15 protein-coding genes and 1 tRNA gene are annotated in these 16368 nt (G+C 73.4%); 3 read left to right on the plus strand and 13 right to left on the minus strand.

Annotation, left to right across the window (positions count from 1 at the left end; all coding sequences use genetic code 11):
- Positions 1 to 16: 16 nt before the first annotated feature.
- The gene (locus ACFZA0_RS12480) at positions 17 to 616 is read right to left on the minus strand and encodes a TetR/AcrR family transcriptional regulator C-terminal ligand-binding domain-containing protein (RefSeq protein ID WP_391014691.1); all 600 of its coding nucleotides are present in this window, start codon (positions 614 to 616) and stop codon (positions 17 to 19) included.
- Positions 617 to 916: 300 nt separating this feature from the next.
- Between ACFZA0_RS12480 and ACFZA0_RS12485 the strand changes: the two genes are divergently transcribed.
- Positions 917 to 4348 (plus strand): S41 family peptidase, encoded by a 3432-nt coding sequence (locus ACFZA0_RS12485; protein WP_391015343.1) that lies wholly within the window; start codon positions 917 to 919, stop codon positions 4346 to 4348.
- A 113-nt stretch (positions 4349 to 4461) separates the two neighbouring features.
- Here ACFZA0_RS12485 and ACFZA0_RS12490 read toward each other — a convergent pair whose 3' ends face one another.
- The 4 genes from ACFZA0_RS12490 to ACFZA0_RS12505 form a co-directional block, all read right to left on the minus strand.
- Positions 4462 to 4710, minus strand: coding sequence for a hypothetical protein (locus ACFZA0_RS12490; RefSeq protein ID WP_391014693.1), 249 nt, complete (start codon positions 4708 to 4710; stop codon positions 4462 to 4464).
- Positions 4711 to 4792: 82 nt separating this feature from the next.
- Complete coding sequence (locus ACFZA0_RS12495; protein WP_391014695.1) at positions 4793 to 5677, minus strand: short-chain dehydrogenase/reductase; 885 nt, start codon at positions 5675 to 5677, stop codon at positions 4793 to 4795.
- The gene (locus ACFZA0_RS12500) at positions 5674 to 6600 is read right to left on the minus strand and encodes an alpha/beta fold hydrolase (protein WP_391014697.1); all 927 of its coding nucleotides are present in this window, start codon (positions 6598 to 6600) and stop codon (positions 5674 to 5676) included. The genes ACFZA0_RS12495 and ACFZA0_RS12500 overlap by 4 nt, the downstream gene beginning before the upstream one ends.
- Complete coding sequence (locus ACFZA0_RS12505) at positions 6597 to 8126, minus strand: NAD(P)-binding domain-containing protein (protein ID WP_391014699.1); 1530 nt, start codon at positions 8124 to 8126, stop codon at positions 6597 to 6599. The genes ACFZA0_RS12500 and ACFZA0_RS12505 overlap by 4 nt, the downstream gene beginning before the upstream one ends.
- A 212-nt stretch (positions 8127 to 8338) precedes the next feature.
- Between ACFZA0_RS12505 and ACFZA0_RS12510 the strand changes: the two genes are divergently transcribed.
- On the plus strand, positions 8339 to 8968 hold the full coding sequence (locus tag ACFZA0_RS12510) for a MerR family transcriptional regulator (protein ID WP_391015346.1): 630 nt from the start codon (positions 8339 to 8341) through the stop codon (positions 8966 to 8968).
- A gap of 27 nt (positions 8969 to 8995) precedes the next feature.
- On the opposite strand, the gene ACFZA0_RS12515 is transcribed toward ACFZA0_RS12510, so the two are convergent.
- A complete protein-coding gene (locus ACFZA0_RS12515; RefSeq protein ID WP_391014701.1) occupies positions 8996 to 9799 on the minus strand; it encodes an exodeoxyribonuclease III in 804 nt (267 codons plus the stop codon).
- 61 nt (positions 9800 to 9860) lie between these two features.
- Here ACFZA0_RS12515 and ACFZA0_RS12520 point away from each other — a divergent pair, with 61 nt between their 5' ends.
- The gene (locus ACFZA0_RS12520; protein WP_391014703.1) at positions 9861 to 10337 is read left to right on the plus strand and encodes a GNAT family N-acetyltransferase; all 477 of its coding nucleotides are present in this window, start codon (positions 9861 to 9863) and stop codon (positions 10335 to 10337) included.
- Between the two features lie 176 nt (positions 10338 to 10513).
- Here the strand turns inward: ACFZA0_RS12520 and ACFZA0_RS12525 are convergent.
- From ACFZA0_RS12525 to galU, 7 genes are all read right to left on the minus strand, one after another.
- Positions 10514 to 10587: transfer RNA gene (locus tag ACFZA0_RS12525), tRNA-Ala, on the minus strand.
- A 120-nt stretch (positions 10588 to 10707) separates the two neighbouring features.
- On the minus strand, positions 10708 to 12078 hold the full coding sequence (glpR, locus tag ACFZA0_RS12530; protein WP_391014705.1) for a gephyrin-like molybdotransferase receptor GlpR: 1371 nt from the start codon (positions 12076 to 12078) through the stop codon (positions 10708 to 10710).
- Between the two features lie 172 nt (positions 12079 to 12250).
- Positions 12251 to 12883, minus strand: coding sequence for a GNAT family N-acetyltransferase (locus ACFZA0_RS12535; protein WP_391014707.1), 633 nt, complete (start codon positions 12881 to 12883; stop codon positions 12251 to 12253).
- Positions 12884 to 12942: 59 nt separating this feature from the next.
- Positions 12943 to 13491, minus strand: coding sequence for a molybdenum cofactor synthesis domain-containing protein (locus ACFZA0_RS12540; RefSeq protein ID WP_391014709.1), 549 nt, complete (start codon positions 13489 to 13491; stop codon positions 12943 to 12945).
- Positions 13488 to 13967 carry a cyclic pyranopterin monophosphate synthase MoaC gene (moaC, locus tag ACFZA0_RS12545; RefSeq protein ID WP_391014711.1) on the minus strand — a complete coding sequence of 160 codons (480 nt, stop codon included), beginning with the start codon at positions 13965 to 13967 and terminating at the stop codon, positions 13488 to 13490. Before moaC ends, ACFZA0_RS12540 begins: the two co-directional genes overlap by 4 nt.
- 120 nt (positions 13968 to 14087) lie before the next feature.
- The gene (glp, locus tag ACFZA0_RS12550) at positions 14088 to 15410 is read right to left on the minus strand and encodes a gephyrin-like molybdotransferase Glp (protein WP_391014713.1); all 1323 of its coding nucleotides are present in this window, start codon (positions 15408 to 15410) and stop codon (positions 14088 to 14090) included.
- Positions 15407 to 16318, minus strand: a complete 912-nt coding sequence (gene galU / locus ACFZA0_RS12555) for a UTP--glucose-1-phosphate uridylyltransferase GalU (protein ID WP_391014715.1) — start codon at positions 16316 to 16318, stop codon at positions 15407 to 15409. The genes glp and galU overlap by 4 nt, the downstream gene beginning before the upstream one ends.
- Between the last annotated feature and the right edge of the window lie 50 nt (positions 16319 to 16368).

The raw sequence follows: 16368 nt of genomic DNA on the forward strand, positions 1-16368 counted from the left end.
TGACCGAGGGGATGTCTCAGTCGGTCTGCACGCCGAGGGCGGGGAGCACCACGGCGTCCACGTACGAGGTGATGAAGGCCACGGTGGGCGGCTGGTCGTCGATGAGCGCGCGGGTGGCGAAGCCGCCGATCATCATGTGCACCACGAACTCCAGCGCCGGGTTGTCCGCACGGACCTCACCCCGGTCGATGGCGCGTTGCAGCACGCGATCGAACTCGGCCATCTCGGGCTCGACGAGCAGTTCCCTGAATGCCTTCAGGAGGTCCGGGTTGGTGTGCATCGCCATGGCCAGACCCCGCATCAGCGCGGAGTTCTGCTCCATCCGGCAGTCGTCCTCACGCGTCGCGAGGGCGTGGAAGTCGCCCCGGAGCGACCCGGTGTCGATGTCGGAGAAGCCGCCCGGCTTGCTGTGCCGCATGGCACGTACCACCAGCTCGGCCTTGCCGCCCCACTGGCGGTAGAGGGTGGCTTTGCTGGACCGGGTGCGTGCGGCGACGGCGTCCATGGTGAGAGCGTCGTAGCCGACTTCCCGGAGCAGGTCGAGCACGGCCTCGTAGAGCTCGGCCTCGCGCTCGGGGGTGATACGACTGCGACGCGCCGTTGCGACCTCAGTCATCCCGCTTCACCTTCCCGGACCGTCCCGCGCGGCGCCTCGGCCGCCCGGTCTCGTACACGTCGAATGTAGCGCACCCCCGAACGAAACGAAACCGTTTCGTACGTGTCGAGGATCACGCGGGACCCTGTCAGGCAACACGCCGGGGCGGCGTCACGAGTTGCCCGGCACCTCCGCGCGGAAAAGCATGAGGGGGTGAGCGACGTGAGCGAGGAGCGCGAAGAGCGCCGGGAGCACGAGGGGCACGGCGGCCGGACGGGACGGGAAGGGCGGGGAGAACCCCGGCGGGAACGGGAGGGCTATCTGCGCCTCCCGCACCTCAATGGCGACCGGCTGTGCTTCGTCGCCGAGGACGATCTGTGGCTGGCTCCCCTGAACGCGGCGGGCACCGGCACCGCGGGCCGCGCCTGGCGGCTGACCGTGGACCGCACCAAGACCGGCCACCCCCGCTTCTCGCCGGACGGCCGCCACATCGCCTGCACGAGCTGGCGCACCCTGGTCCCCGAGATCCACCTGATCCCCGTGGACGGCGGCCCCGGCCGGCAGCTCACCCACTGGGGCAGCGCGGACACCCGCGTGTGCGGCTGGACGCCCCCCGACGCGGACGGCCGCAGCGACGTCCTGGCCGTCGCCTCGCACGGCCAGCCCTTCTCCTACTTCACCTGGGCCTACCGGGTGCCCACCGACGGCGACCCGGGCGGGCGGCTGCCCTGGGGCCCGGTCAGCGACATCCAGACCGCCGACCTGGACGGCGAGCGCCGCAGCCTGCTGCTCACCGGTACCCCGCCGCACGAACCGGCCGCCTGGAAGCGCTACCGCGGCGGCGCCACCGGCAGGCTGTGGCTGCACGGGCACCGCCTGCTCGCGGGCATCGGCGGCCATCTCGACTCCCCGATGTTCGTCGGCGGGCGCATCGCGTTCCTCTCCGACCACGAGGGCGTCGGCAACCTGTACTCGTGCGCGTACGACGGCTCCGGCCTGCGCCGTCACACCGACCACGACGCGTTCTACGCCCGGCACGCCTCCAGCGACGGCGACCGGGTCGTCTACCAGTGCGCCGGTGAGCTGTGGATGGTCGACGACTTCTCCCCCGGTGGCCGGCCGCACCGCCTGGACGTGCGGCTGGGCGGGCAGCGGGCGGGCCGGCGCACCTACCAGGTGCCCGCCGCGCAGCACCTCGACGGCCTCTCCGTCGACGAGACGGGCCGGGCCGGGGCGGTCGTGGTGCGCGGCAGCCTGTACTGGCTCACCCACCGCGACGGTCCCGCCCGCACCATCGCCGACACCCCCGGCGTACGGGCCCGGCTCCCCGAGATGCTCGGCACCGGCGGCCGGGTCGCCTACGTGACGGACGCCGACGGCGAGGACGCGATCGAGATCGCCCACCTGCCGCGCGCCACCGGGGAACGCCCGACGCGCCGCCTGGCCTCCGGCGAGGTGGGCCGGGTCCTGGAGATGGTCTGCGACCCGCAGGGCGAACGCCTCGCCGTCGCCGCGCACGACGGCCGGCTGCTGCTGCTCGACGTGTCCGACGAGACGGACGTGCCGGACGTCTCCGCCGACGACACCGACGGCCCTGACGGCCCCGACGACACCGCCGGCCCCGCTCCGGCCGAGGTGCCGGACGGGGCCGGCGCCACGGAGGAGGCGGAGGAGGCAGAGGCGGCGGAGGAGCCGGAGGAGGCGGGTGCGGCCTCCGGCGGGGCGGCACCCGCCCCTGCCGTCACCGAGCTGGTGCGGTCCGCCAACGGGCCCGTGCGCGACCTCGCGTTCTCCCCGGACGGGGCGTGGCTGACCTGGTCCCACCCCGGGATCGGCCGGTCGCTGCGGCAGATCAGGATGGCGCGCATCTCCGGGCCGGGCGCACCGCTGGTCGTCGACGTCACCAACGGCCGCTTCGAGGACGAGAACCCGGTGTTCACGCGGGACGGCCGCTATCTCGCCTTCCTGTCCTGGCGCGGCTTCGACCCCGTGTACGACGTGCACACCGGGGACCTGTCCTTCCCGCTGGGCTGCCGCCCCTACCTGGTGCCGCTGTCGTCGGCGACCCCGTCCCCGTTCGCGCTGAGCCCCGACGGACGGCCCGCGGCCGGCGGACTCGACGCCGCCGAGGACGACTTCGGGGACGGCTCCGCCGTGACCGTGGAGGTGGAGGGGCTGGCGAACCGGGTCACGCCGTTCCCGGTGGCGGCGTCGAAGTACTCCGCGATGTACCCGGTGGCGGGCGGCGGTCTGGTGTGGCTGCGGTGGCCGATCTCGGGCGCGCTCGGCGAGACGTTCGCCAACCCCGCCGACACCAGCGGACGGCCCACCCTGGAGTACTTCAACATCAGCAAGGCGAAGAAGTCCGAACTCGTCGACCACCTGGACTGGTTCGCGCTCAGCGGCGACGGCACCCGGCTCGTGGTCGTCGACGACGACGAACTGCGCGCGGTGCCCTCCACCGAGGCCGGTGACGGCGACAGCACCGTGTGGATCGACCTGCGCCGCATCCTGCACGACGTCGACCCCGCCGCCGAGTGGCGGCAGTCGTACGCGGAGGCGGGCCGGCTGATCCGCGCGTACTTCTGGGACCCGGGCATGTGCGGCATCGACTGGGACGCCGTGCTCGACCAGTACCGGCCCCTGGTCGAACGGGTCTCCTCCCCCGACGACTTCGCCGACCTGCTGCGCGAGGTGCTCGGCGAGCTGGGCACCTCGCACGCGTACGTCTCCGCCGCCCGCCGCAACGAGGGCCCGCCCCACTACCGGCGCCGGCAGGGGCTGCTCGGCGCCAACCTGGCGCGCAGGGAAGGCGGTTGGACGGTGACCCGCATCCTGCCGGGCGACTCCTCCGACTCCCGGGCCCGTTCGCCGCTGGCCGGCACCGGCATCCGCGAGGGCGCGGTCCTCACCCACGTCGACGGCCGGCCCGTCGATCCGCTGACCGGGCCGTTCCCGCTGCTGGCGGGCGCGGGCGGCACCACGGTGGAACTCACCTTCACGCCCGCGGGCGGCACGGGCCGCTCCCGGCGCGTCGCGGTGATCCCGCTGGTCGACGAACGCCCCCTGCGCTACCAGGACTGGGTGGCCAAACGCCGCCAGGTGGTACGGGAGTTGAGCGGCGGGCGGTGCGGTTACCTGCACATCCCGGACCTCGGCGGCTCGGGCTGGGCGCAGTTCAACCGGGACCTGCGCATGGAGGTGTCCATGCCCGCGCTGATCGTCGACGTCCGCGGCAACGCCGGCGGCCACATCAGCGAACTCGTCGTCGAGCAGCTCACCCGCGTGATCCTCGGCTGGGACCTGACCCGGAACGCCCAGCCCGTCTCGTACGCGTCGAACGCCCCGCGCGGTCCGGTCGTCGCCCTCGCCGACGAGGCGACCTCGTCCGACGGCGACATGATCACGGCCGCCTTCAAGCTCCTGAAGCTGGGGCCCGTGGTCGGCCAGCGCACCTGGGGCGGCGTGGTCGGCATCACCGGGCGGCACCGGCTGGGCGACGGCACGGTGATCACCGTGCCGATGAACGCGGCCTGGTTCGACGCGTACGGCTGGTCCGTCGAGAACCACGGCGTCGCCCCCGACCTGGAGATCCTGCGCACTCCGCTGGACTGGGCCGAGGGCCGGCACGCGCAGCTCGACGACGCGGTCGACCTGGCGCTGAACCTGCTCGCGGCGAAACCGGCGGCGGTCCCCCCGGACTACCGCGACGTCCCGGACCGCTCCCGCCCGACGCTGCCGCCCCGGAGCTGACCCGGGCACGGGCACGCGGCGACACGTGCCCGGGGCCGCGGCCGCGCGCCTGCCCGCGAACGCGGAGAAGGGGTGCCCCCACGGGGGCACCCCTTCTCACCGGGCGCAGCGCGTCAGGCGTCGTGGTCCTGGTCGAACCGGTCCTGAAGCTCGTCCTGCGCGTCGTCCATGCGCTCGCGCACGGACGTGCCGCCGTGCTGCTGCTGGCCGCGCTCGGCGGGACGCTGCGCGCCGCGCTCGGCGGGACGCTGCTGCCGGCCGTGCTCGGGCGCCTGGTCCTTGCCCTGGCCGAGCTTCTCCTTGGCCTGGTCCTGCAGACGCTCGGCCTTGTCCTGGAACTGGTCCTTCATGCTGCTGCCCATGTGGGTTCACTCCCGTAGTGGGTGGAGTCGGCCGGTGCGGCCTCGACCAGGCTGACACGGGCCGTGACAGTGCGCATGTCGGTCAGTCACGCAGCGTGTTCCGCCGTTGTTCGTCGGCCTCTCCGCCCGCTCCCACCAGCCCCGTCCGCATGCCCTGGAGCCGGGGCGCGAACCGCCGCATCTCGCGCTGCCCCACGGTTCCGATGAGCGCGGGCAGGTAGCCCCGCACCCCCTGCATGCCGCGCAGCCACCACTGCCCGTAGACGTGGCTGGAGCGGCGCTCGATGCCGGCCACCATGCGGTCGACGGCCGGGCCCAGCGGATACGTCTTGTTCGAGGGCCAGGGCAGCCGCTGCCTCAACTCCCGCATGACGTCGTCCTGGTCGGCGCCGCGCACCATGTCGGTGTCGGTCCACGACAGGTAGGCGACACCGACCCGCACCCCCTGGTGGCCCACCTCCGCGCGCAGGCTGTGCGCGTACGCCTCGACGCCGGACTTGGAGGCGCAGTACGCCGTCATCATCGGGGCGGGCGTGATGGCGGCGAGGGAGGCGACCTGGAGGAGGTAGCCGCGGCTCTCGGCCAGCGCGGGCAGGAAGGCGCGCGCGGTGACCGCCGAGCCGATCAGGTTGACCTCGATGACGCGGCGCCAGGACACCGGGTCGGAGTCGGCGAACGGACCGCCGTTGGCCACACCGGCGTTGGCGATCACGATGTCGACCTTGCCGAAGCGCTCCTTGACCTCACGGGCGACCTCCGCCATCGCCTCGTGGTCGGTGACGTCGGCGTACCACTGGTCGGCCTCGCCGTGCAGCCGCTGCGCGACCTGCTTGAGCCCGTCCGGCTCCAGGCCGACCAGCGCGAGCGTGGCACCGCGCGCGGAGAGCTTGCGTGCGAGCAACTCGCCCACGCCGCGCGCCGCTCCGGTGACGACGACCACCTGGCCCTCGAGACTCACCCTGTTCATGCGCCCTCCTTGACGGTTGCGTACGTGGCGGCGAGTGCCCGTATCCGGGCGGTCACCAACTCCGGCGCCTCGACGGGCGTCATGTGTCCGAGCCCCAACAGCTCATGGCTGCCAATGCAGTTGGGAAGCGCGGCGACGAGCGCACGCGCGTGCACGGGCGGGGTCATCCGGTCGGCGGTGCCCACGATCACCTCGACCGGCATCCGCAATTCCCTTACGGCGTGGTCGAGTTCGAGCGTGTCGAGCACGCGCGACCAGGCGTGGCGCACGGCGCGCGGGCAGGTGTGCACGATCCGCGCGCAGGCCTCGACCATGGCGGGCGACGAACCGGGGCCCATCGTCGCGTACTTGAGGATGCGGCGGGCCACGGGCGTGACCGGTCCGAGCGGGGCGCGCGAGCCGAGGACGCGGCCAGTGAGCCCGGTGCGCAGACGTCCCGCGCGCAGCGGCACCACCGTCGACTCGGCGACCAGCCGCGAACTGCCCGTGCTGCACAGCAGGACAGCCGCGGCGTGCTCCTGGAAGGCGGGCCGGGAGGCGGCCGCGAAGACGGTCATGCCGCCCATGGAGTGCCCCGCGATCACGGCCTTCTCACCGGGCGCCAGGGTCGCGGCGAGCACGGCCTCCAGGTCGTCGGCGAGGGCGTCGGCGGAGCACAGCGGGTTCGCGGGACTGCGGCCGTGGCCGCGCTGGTCGTAGGCGACGACCCGGTGGTCGGCGGCCAGCGCGCGGATCTGCGCCGCCCAGAAGGCGGTCGAGCAGGTCCAGCCGTGCGCGAGGACGACGGTCGGCACGGGCGTGCCGTCGGCCGGCCCGTGCACCTCGACGTGCAGCCGGGCGCCGTCGGCGGAGACGGCGGTGAGTTCGCGTGCGGCCACCGGCGGGGCGTACGGGCCCGACGTCACGTGCAGGGGGACGCTCACGCCTCCACCTCCGCGGGGGTACCGGACGACGCGGCGCGCGGGGCGTCCGCGTCCGCGCGGACGCGCAGCACCTCGTACTCCCCCAGGTCCACGTGCCGGGTCGCGCGCCGGAACTCGGTCGTGGTGCCCGGCCAGATGGTGGTGTTGCGCCCGCTCGCGTCGAGGTACCAGCTGGTGCAGCCGCCGGTGTTCCACACGGTGCGGCGCATGCGCTCCTGGACGCGGTCGTTCCAGGCGTCGACGGCGGCGGGGCGGGCGTCGAGGGCGGTCCGGCCGCCGATGACGTTCAACTGGCGCAGGTAGTCGGCCATGTAGTTCAGCTGGGACTCGATCATGAGGATCATCGAGGAGTTCCCGAGCCCGGTGTTGGGCCCGATGATCGTCATCCAGTTGGGGAAGCCGGCCGCGGTGGCGCCGCGCAGCGCCTGCATGCCGCCCTTCCAGGTCTCGGCGAGGGTGCGTCCCTCGGCGCCCACGACGCGTTCGGCGATCGGCATGTCCGTGACGTGGAAGCCGGTGCCGAAGATGATCGCGTCCGCCTCGGTCTCGGTGCCGTCGGCGGCCACCAGGGTCGATCCGCGCACCTCGGTGAGGCCGCCGGTGACGACGTCCACGTTGGGCCGGGCGAGCGCCGGGTAGTACGCGTTGGACAGCAGGATGCGCTTGCAGCCGATGCGGTAGTCCGGGGTGAGTTTCGCGCGCAGCGCCGGGTCCTTGATCGCGCGGGCCATGTTGCGGCGGGCGATCTTCTCGACGAAGCCGAGTTCCTCGGGGTGCTTGGTGAACGCCTGGACCTGGAGTTCGCGGATGCCCCACAGCAGGCCGCGGCGCAGCCGGGTGGTGGCGGGCAGCGCGCGGTGCAGTCCGCGTTCCACGCCGCTGATGGGGCGGTCGACGCGGGGCATGACCCAGGCGGGGGTGCGCTGGAAGAGGCTGAGCCGGGCGACCTGCGGCTGGATCGCGGGCACGATCTGGATGGCGGAGGCGCCGGTCCCGATCATGGCGACGCGCTTGCCCGCGAGGTCGTAGTCGTGGTCCCAGCGCGCGGAGTGGAAGACCTTGCCGGGGAAGGTGCCGAGGCCGGGGACGTCGGGCACCTTGGGGTCGGACAGCGGCCCGGTGGCGGAGACGACGACGTCCGCGGAGAGCCTCCCGGAGGAGGTCTCGATGTCCCAGCGCAGCTTCTCCGTGTCCCAGGTCGCCCGCCGCACCTCGCTGTTGAAGCGGAGGTGCCCGCGGAGCCGGAAGACGTCGGCGACGTGCTCCAGGTAGGCGCGGATGTGCTCCTGCCCGGAGAAGGTGCGCGGCCAGTCCGGGTTGGGCGCGAAGGAGAACGAGTACAGGTGCGACGGCACGTCGCAGGCGCATCCCGGGTAGCTGTTGTCGCGCCAGGTGCCGCCGACCCCTCCGGCACGCTCCAGGACGACGAAGTCGGTGATCCCTTCGCGGCGCAGCCGCACGGCCGCCCCGAGTCCGCCGAACCCGGACCCGATCACCGCCACCCTCACGTGTTCGTGCTCGGCCATCCCGACGCCCCTCCATGCCTCGTCCGCCACACCCCGCGGGGTGTGCCGTGTGCGACGTTTCGTGACTCTGCCAGTGAACACTGGCGCAATTGGAGGGTAGAGCAGCCCCGTACTGATCGGTAGGGGTCTGCGCCAGGAAAGTTACCGGCGGTACAACATAGGCTGCCGACGTGGCAGACGACGCGGACGAGGGTGGACCCCACGAGTACCGGATGGCGGAGCTGGCCGACCGGGCCGGCATCACGGTGCGCACCCTGCGCTTCTACCGCGAACGCAAGCTGATCCCGCCGCCCCGCCGCGAGGGCCGCATCGCCTGGTACGACGACAGCCACCTGACCCGCCTGCGCACGATCTCGGCACTCCTGGAGCGCGGCCACACCCTCAACGGCATCGCCGAGCTGGCCGAGGCGTTCGACCACGGCCGCGGCGTCGGCGAACTCCTCGGCGTGGGCGCCCCGACGGAGGAGACCCCGGTCCGCCTGACCCCGGAGGAGCTCGCCGACCACTTCGCGGGCGAGGTCACCCCGGAGAACCTCGCCGCCGCGATGGACCTCGGCTACCTGGGCACGGACGGCGCCGAGATCGTGCACATCAGCCGCCGCCTGCTGGACGTCTCCGCCGCCCTGGTCCGCGAGGGCATCCCGCTCTCGTCCGTCCTGGAGGCGGGCAGGCGGGTCCGGGAGCACGCGGACGCCCTCGCCGGGCTGTTCGCCGGCATGGTCCTGGACCACGGCTCCGAGAGGGACGTGGACCGCCTGCGTCCGCTGGCGCGCAGCGTGGTGGAGGCGGAACTGTCCCTGGCCCTGGACCGCCGCCTCCGGAAGGAACCGCGTCGGCCCTGACGACGGCCGGAGCCGGGCCCCACGCCCCTACAGCTCGTAGGCCACGGTGACGGGCGCGTGGTCCGACCACCGCTCCGCGTGCGTGGCGGCGCGCTCGACGAGACCCTTGACCGCGCGGCCGGCGAGACCGGGCGTCGCCATCTGGTAGTCGATGCGCCAGCCCGTGTCGTTGTCGAAGGCCCGCCCGCGGTACGACCACCACGAGTACGGGCCCTCGGTGTCGGGGTGCAGGGCGCGCACCACGTCGACGTAGCCGCCGTCGGCGGGGTCGAGCACCCGGTCGAGCCAGGCGCGCTCCTCGGGCAGGAACCCGGAGCTCTTCTGGTTGCCGCGCCAGTTCTTCAGGTCGGCCGGCCGGTGCGCGATGTTCCAGTCGCCGCACACCACGACCTCGCGCCCGTCCGCCGCGGCCTTCTCGCGCAGCTCCCGCAGGTGCGCGAGGAACTCGTCCATGAACCGGACCTTCTCGTCCTGCCGCTCGGTGCCGACCTCCCCGGAGGGCAGGTAGAGGCTCACGACCGTGACTCCGGGCAGGTCCGCCTCGACGCAGCGCCCGGCGCCGTCGAACTCCGCGGAGCCGAACCCGACGCGCACGGCGTCCGGTTCGCGCCGGGTGAGGAGGGAGACGCCCGCGCGCCCCTTGGCGGCGGCCGGGGCGTGCACGACGTGCCAGCCCTCGGGGGCGCGCACGTGCCCGGGAAGCTGCTCCGGCTCGGCGCGCACCTCCTGGAGGCACACGACGTCGGCGGAGCTGCCGGCCAGCCACTCCACGAAGCCCTTCTTCGCGGCGGCCCGCAGCCCGTTCACATTCACACTGGTCACAATGAGCACGCGGGCACGATACGACACTCGGCCCTTCCGACCAGAAAAGCATTCATATACCATGTATCACATGAATATCCGCCGGGTCCCGTTCGACCACCCCGACGCAGTCAAGCTGAACGACCAGGTCCAGGCCGAGTACCACCGCCGCTACGGCGACGGCGGCGACGCCACGTACCTGGACCCGGCCATGTTCCTGCCGCCGACCGGCCTGTACCTCATCGCGTACGACGAGGCCGACGCACCGGTCGCCACCGGCGGCTGGCGCCTCCAGGACAAGAACGACGAGGGCTACTCGGACGGCGACGCCGAGCTCAAGCGCATGTACGTCATAGAGGAGGCACGCGGCCGGGGCATCGCCCGCCGGGTGCTGGCCGCCCTGGAGGAGGACGCCCGCGCCGCCGGCCGGGTCCGCATGGTCCTGGAGACCGGCGACCAGCAGCCGGAGGCCATCGGCCTGTACGCCTCCAGCGGCTACGAGCCGTGCGCCAAGTTCGGCCACTACCGCTTCCACGAGTCGAGCATCTGCTACGCGAAGCCGCTCTGACGCGGAGCCGACGGGCAGTCAGGAAGCCCGCATTCATGGTGCGGCGTGCCGGACGGGCACGCCGCACGCGCACACCCGGCGCCAACGCCCCGCGCGCACACGAAAGATCCCGCCCGATCTTGCGATCGGACGGGATCTCGTCACCGTCTCCGAGCGAACTCCGAGACCGTGCTGCGTGGACCTGAGGGGATTCGAACCCCTGACCCCCTCGATGCGAACGAGGTGCGCTACCGGACTGCGCCACAGGCCCTTGCAACGAGTGAAACTCTAGCATCCCGGTCCCGGTGCCTGGAAATCCGTTCCCGGCTGGTCAGGACCGGGGCCCCCGGGGGCCCTTGGCAGGAGCCCGGAGGCCCCTGCCGTACCCGCCTCACTCGTTGGCCGCGCGCGGCCGGCCCTCTTCGTCGTACTGGTCGAAGAGCGGCGTACGGCCGCGCTCGCGGGAGCGCCGGGCGGAGGCCGCGCGGCGGGCGTCGCTGCGCCCGTCCTCCGGCGCCCGGTCCGCCGCCCCGTCGTACTCGTCGTCCCCGGCGCCCGCCGCGTCCGCCCGCGCCGCGGCCGGTTCGGCGTCCGCGTCCCGTTCGGGGGCCACCGCGCTGGACCGGGCCGAGCTCCAGGCGTCCGGTGCGCCGAGGTCCACGTCGGACGTGGCGCGGGGGGCGACAGGGGCGGTCACGTACGTGGGCAGCGGGACGGGCACCGGGTCCCAGCTGTCGCCCTGCTCGGGACGGCGCTGCCGCTCGCGCTGCTGGTCGACCCATTCCGCGTGGTCGGTCTGCTCCACCAGGGCACGCCGGTCGGCCGCGAGCGCGGAGAGGCCGGCGTCACCCTCGGGCTCGGCGTCGGGGACGTCGTGCGCGGCGGTGTCCTCCGACGCGCGCCGGCGGGGCTGGCGCTCGCGCAGCCGCCGTGCCGCGTCCTCCGCCCTGCGACGGTCCATCTGGTAGGTGAAGCGCCGCCGTTCCTGCGAACGCAGGTGGGCGATGTAGCCGCTCAGCAGTACGGCGGGCGCGGCGGGCGCCCACAGGAACGCGAGACCGCCGACCGCCGCGACGATCGCGCCGAGCGTGAAGACGAGGAAGAGCACCACGGTCGTGCGCCGACGGCGGGCCAGCACCTTCGTGCGCCGCGCCCGCGCCGCCGCTGCCTCCGCCTCGGCCGCCCGCCGCGCGCCGCCGGGGCGCTCGCGGTCGGCCGGCGCGGACGGGGACCGGGGCGCGGGCTCGCGCTCCGCCGCCTCGCGTCCGGCGCCTTCGCGCGTGCCCTGTTCGCGCGCCGCGTGTTCGCGCGCACCGGACGGCCGCTCCGCCCGCACCTGGGCGCGCGCCTGCGGGCGGGCGTCCTGGGCGGCGGGGTGCGCGTCCTGTCTGCGGCGGGGCTCCTGGCGCCGGGAGCGGTCCTCCCGGGGGTGCGCGCGGGAGGCGTCGGACCGCGGGTGCTCCGGAGGCGCCGGGGTGCCGGCCGCGGTCGGGGGCGCGGCGAAGGACCGGACGTCCACCGAATCGGTGACCGCGTCCGGTTCGCCGGCGTCGCCCTCTCCTTCTTCGAAGGAGCGCGCCTGCAGGTCCTTGGCGTACCGGCGCTCCATTCCCGCCCGTCCGGACAGCAGCCGGATGGCGGTGCTGAAGCGTTCCGTCGGACGGGCCTCATTCAGCTCGTCCTGCCTACGGAGCCACATGGGCACCAGGTAGGCGGCCCAGGCCCCGACGATGACTGCGTAGATGAGGCCGCTGCTGCTCACGCCTCACACGGTAGAGGGGTTTCCTTGGGGCCATCCGCCAATTGAGCCGGTGTGTCGCACGATCCGGCTGATATTCCGACCTTTTTTTGTGATCGATGCGATCAGTGAGCCGCCGGAGGGGTGAATTCAGTACTCCAAGACGGTCGTTCGGCGATCATTTTCGAACAAGTATTCAATTCCAGGGGTCGGTCGGATTCCCCGGGGCGTTGGTCGAGTTCCGCGGCGGACGTGCCGCCCGCCCGGATTCGGGTGCGCTCGCGGCGCGCCTGCGGCGCCACCGGGCGAGGAGCCCGTCGGGCACCTCCTCGGCGGTCAGGGCGAACACCAGATGGTCGCGCCAGCCCCCGTCGATGTGCAGATAACGCGGGCGCAGCCCCTCCTCGCGGAATCCGAGTTTCTCCACGACCCGGCGGCTGGGCCGGTTCTCGGGGCGAATGCAGATCTCGATGCGGTGCAGGCCGACGTTGCGGAAACAGTGGTCCGTCACCAGCGCGACCGCCGTCGGCATGACCCCGCGGCCGGCCACCGACTCGTCGACCCAGTAGCCGATGTGGCCCGAGCACATGGAGCCCCAGGTGATCCCGGCGACCGTCAACTGCCCCACCAGGCGCCCCTGGTACTCGATGACGAACGGCAGCATCCGGCCGGCCTTCGCCTCGGAGCGCAGGTGACGCACCATCTGCCGGTAGGTGGGCCGGTGCGTCACGGGCCCGTGCGGCGTCGGGGGCGGAATGGTCGCCTCCCAGGGCCGCAGCCAGTCCCGGTTGCGCCGGTTGATGTCGCGCCACACGCTCTGGTCGCGCATTCTTATCGGCCGCAGGGAGACCTCACCGTCGCGCAGGACGGCGGGCCACGACGTGCTGTTCAGAGCGCACCCCCGGCATGTCTGGAGCGCTCGCCGCCCGCCGGGGCGTGCCCGCCCCCGGGCCGCGTGTGGTCGCCGCCCCCGATCTGGTCCACCGCGTGCGTCAACAGGGGCGCCAGAACGGCCAGTCCGTCCTTCACCCCACCGGTGGAACCCGGCAGGTTGACGACCAGGGTCCCGCCCGCGACGCCGGCCAGCCCACGCGAGAGCGCCGCGGTGGGCACCTTCTCCCGGCCGAAGGCGCGGATCGCCTCCGCGATGCCCGGCACCTCGCGGTCGAGCACGGCGCGGGTCGCCTCGGGCGTGCGGTCGGTGGGCGAGATGCCCGTGCCGCCGGTGGTGACGATGACGTCGTACCGGGCGGCGACGCCGTCCCGCAGCACCGCCTCCACCGGGTCCCCGTCGGCGACGACCCGCGGGCCGTCGACGGTGAAGCCGAGGTCGCGCAGCCCCTCCGCGACCAGGGGGCCGCCCCGGTCCTCGTAGACACCCGCGGCGGCCCGGTTGGAGGCGGTCACGACCAGGGCGCGGTACGGACCCGTGCTCATGCCCTGCTCCAGTCGCCCGAGCGCCCGCCCGACTTCTCCTCCACGCGCACGTCCGTGATGACCGCCTGCTTGTCGACGGCCTTCACCATGTCGACCACGGTGAGGGCGGCGACGGAGACCGCGGTGAGCGCCTCCATCTCCACGCCCGTGCGGTCCGTGGTCCGCACGGTGGCCACGATCTCCACGGCGTCGTCCGCGACCGACAGGTCCAGGCGCACGCCGGACAGGGACAGCGGGTGGCACAGCGGGACGAGGTCCGGGGTGCGCTTGGCGCCCATGATCCCCGCGATGCGCGCGGTGGCCAGGGCGTCGCCCTTGGGGACCCCCTCGCCGCGCAGCAGCTCGACCACCCGGGCGGACACCAGGACCCGTCCGCTGGCACGGGCGGCGCGCGCGGTCACGTCCTTGTCGGACACGTCGACCATGCGGGCGGCGCCCGCCTCGTCGATGTGCGTCAGTCGGTCCTGCGTACTCATGCTCGTGCGGCGCTCCCGGTCCGGGCCCCGCCGGGGCGTGGCCTGTTGTGCGCGACACGGTACCGCCAAGTCGGCGCGCGCAGCGGAGCAGGTACCCGCCGTCGCGCGCCGTGCGGAGGGTCAGCCGAGGAGGATCACGTCGACCTCGGTGCCGGGCTCGACGGACTCGACGTCCTCGGGGACGACGATCAGGGCGTCGGCCTGCGCGAGGGCGGCGACCAGGTGCGAGGACGCGCCGCCGACCGGGACCGCCGTGCCGTCCGCGCAGGTGCCCCGCAGGAACTGACGGCGGCCCTTCGGCGAGATCAGCGCCTTGTCGATGGCCAGCTTCGCGCGGACGGTGGGCCGGTGGACGTCGGCGAGCCCCATCATGGTGCGGATCGCGGGCCGCACGAACAGTTCGAACGAGACGTACGAGGACACCGGGTTGCCGGGCAGCGCCAGCAGCGGGGTGTGGTCCGGGCCGACGGAACCGAAGCCCTGGGGCTTGCCCGGCTGCATGGCGAGCTTGCGGAACTCGACACCCGCGCCGTCCTCGTCCGCGTCGCCGACGGACGACAGCGCCTCCTTGACGACGTCGTAGGCGCCGACGCTCACCCCGCCCGTGGTGACCATCAGGTCGGCCCGGACGAGCTGGTCCTCGATGGTGGAGCGCAGGGTCTCGGCGTCGTCGGCGACGGCACCGACCCGGTACGCGATGGCGCCGGCGTCGCGCGCGGCCGCGGTGAGGGCGAAGCTGTTGGAGTCGTAGATCTGACCCGCCGCCAACTCCTCGTCGGGCTGGACGAGTTCACTGCCGGTGGACAGGACGACCACGCGCGGGCGCGGGCGCACCCGTACCGTGCCGCGGCCGATGGCGGCGAGCAGCGCGATCTGCGGCGGGCCCAGGACGGTGCCCGCCGCCAGGGCGCGGTCACCGGCGCGTACGTCGCTGCCCAGCGCGCGTACGTGCGCGCGCTCCTGCGCCCCGCGGTGGACGAGCACCTGCCCCGCCGCGCCCTCCGGGCCGAGGCTGCGGGCGCGCATGCCGCTGACCGGGCCGCCGCCGAGTCCCCCGTCGGTCCACTCGACGGGGACGACGGTCTCCGCGCCGGGGGGCACGGGCGCGCCCGTCATGATCCGCGCCGCCTGGCCGGGTCCCACGTGCACGGTGTCGGCCGAGCCGGCCGCCACGTCCCCGACGACCTCCAGGGCGGCGGGGAACTCCTCGCTCGCGCCGGCGACGTCCGCGACCCGTACCGCGTAGCCGTCCATCGAGCTGTTGTCGAACGGCGGCAGGGAGAGCGGCACCGTGACGTCGTCGACCAGTACGCACCCCTGGGCGTCGAGCAGTTGGAGCTCGATGGGGTCCAGGGGGCGGACGGTCGCGAGGACGTCCTCCAGGTGCTCCTCCACCGACCAGGTGCGGTCCGGGTCGGCGGTACGGGTCACGGCGCTGCTCAAGACTGCTGCATCTCCTCGGCTACGTAACGGCGGAGCCAGGTCCGGAAGTCCGGGCCCAGGTCCTCACGTTCGCACGCGAGTCTGACAATGGCACGCAGATAGTCACCCCGGTCGCCGGTGTCGTAGCGGCGGCCCTTGAAGACGACACCGTGCACCGGGCCGCCGATCTTCTCGTCCTGCGCGAGCTGCTGGAGGGCGTCGGTGAGCTGGATCTCGCCGCCGCGGCCGGGCTCGGTCGTGCGCAGTATGTCGAAGATGTGGGGGTCGAGGACGTAGCGGCCGATGATGGCGTAGTTCGACGGCGCGTCCGCCGGTTCGGGCTTCTCGACCAGGCCGGTCACCTTGACGACGTCGCCGTCCGCGGTGGGTTCGACGGCGGCGCAGCCGTAGAGGTGGATCTGCTCCGGCTCGACCTCCATGAGCGCGACGACGCTGCCGCCGCTCTGCTCCCGCACCTCGACCATGCGCGCGAGAAGCGGGTCGCGGGGGTCGATCAGGTCGTCGCCGAGGAGGACGGCGAAGGGCTCCTGCCCGACGTGGGGGGCCGCGCACAGGACCGCGTGGCCGAGGCCCCGCGGGTCGCCCTGGCGGACGTAGTGCATGGTCGCGAGGTCGCTGGACTCCTGCACCTTGGCGAGGCGTGCCGCGTCGCCCTTCTTCTGAAGTGCCGACTCCAGCTCGTAGTTGCGGTCGAAGTGGTCCTCGAGCGGGCGCTTGTTGCGGCCCGTGATCATGAGGACGTCGCCGAGGCCGGCGGACACGGCCTCTTCCACCACGTACTGGATCGCCGGCTTGTCGACGACAGGCAGCATCTCCTTGGGAGTCGCCTTCGTCGCCGGCAGGAACCTGGTGCCGAGACCTGCGGCGGGGATGACAGCCTTGCTGATCCGGGGGTGCGACTGAGTCATGTCCGCAACCATATCCGGTGCCTTTGACTGGAATCCGTGGCTCCGGTTAA

The sequence above is a fragment of the Streptomyces sp. NPDC008150 genome (assembly GCF_042956945.1).
In the GTDB taxonomy this organism is placed as follows: Bacteria; Actinomycetota; Actinomycetes; order Streptomycetales; family Streptomycetaceae; genus Streptomyces.

Coding starts and splice junctions, on each gene's coding strand:
- ACFZA0_RS12505 (WP_391014699.1), bottom strand. CDS start 8,126: ATGGCCGAGCACGAACACGTGAGGGTGGCGGTGATCGGGTCCGGGTTC.
- ACFZA0_RS12495 (WP_391014695.1), bottom strand. CDS start 5,677: ATGAACAGGGTGAGTCTCGAGGGCCAGGTGGTCGTCGTCACCGGAGCG.
- ACFZA0_RS12510 (WP_391015346.1), top strand. CDS start 8,339: ATGGCGGAGCTGGCCGACCGGGCCGGCATCACGGTGCGCACCCTGCGC.
- ACFZA0_RS12520 (WP_391014703.1), top strand. CDS start 9,861: ATGAATATCCGCCGGGTCCCGTTCGACCACCCCGACGCAGTCAAGCTG.
- ACFZA0_RS12490 (WP_391014693.1), bottom strand. CDS start 4,710: ATGGGCAGCAGCATGAAGGACCAGTTCCAGGACAAGGCCGAGCGTCTG.
- ACFZA0_RS12480 (WP_391014691.1), bottom strand. CDS start 616: ATGACTGAGGTCGCAACGGCGCGTCGCAGTCGTATCACCCCCGAGCGC.
- ACFZA0_RS12540 (WP_391014709.1), bottom strand. CDS start 13,491: ATGAGCACGGGTCCGTACCGCGCCCTGGTCGTGACCGCCTCCAACCGG.
- ACFZA0_RS12535 (WP_391014707.1), bottom strand. CDS start 12,883: ATGCGCGACCAGAGCGTGTGGCGCGACATCAACCGGCGCAACCGGGAC.
- galU (WP_391014715.1), bottom strand. CDS start 16,318: ATGACTCAGTCGCACCCCCGGATCAGCAAGGCTGTCATCCCCGCCGCA.
- moaC (WP_391014711.1), bottom strand. CDS start 13,967: ATGAGTACGCAGGACCGACTGACGCACATCGACGAGGCGGGCGCCGCC.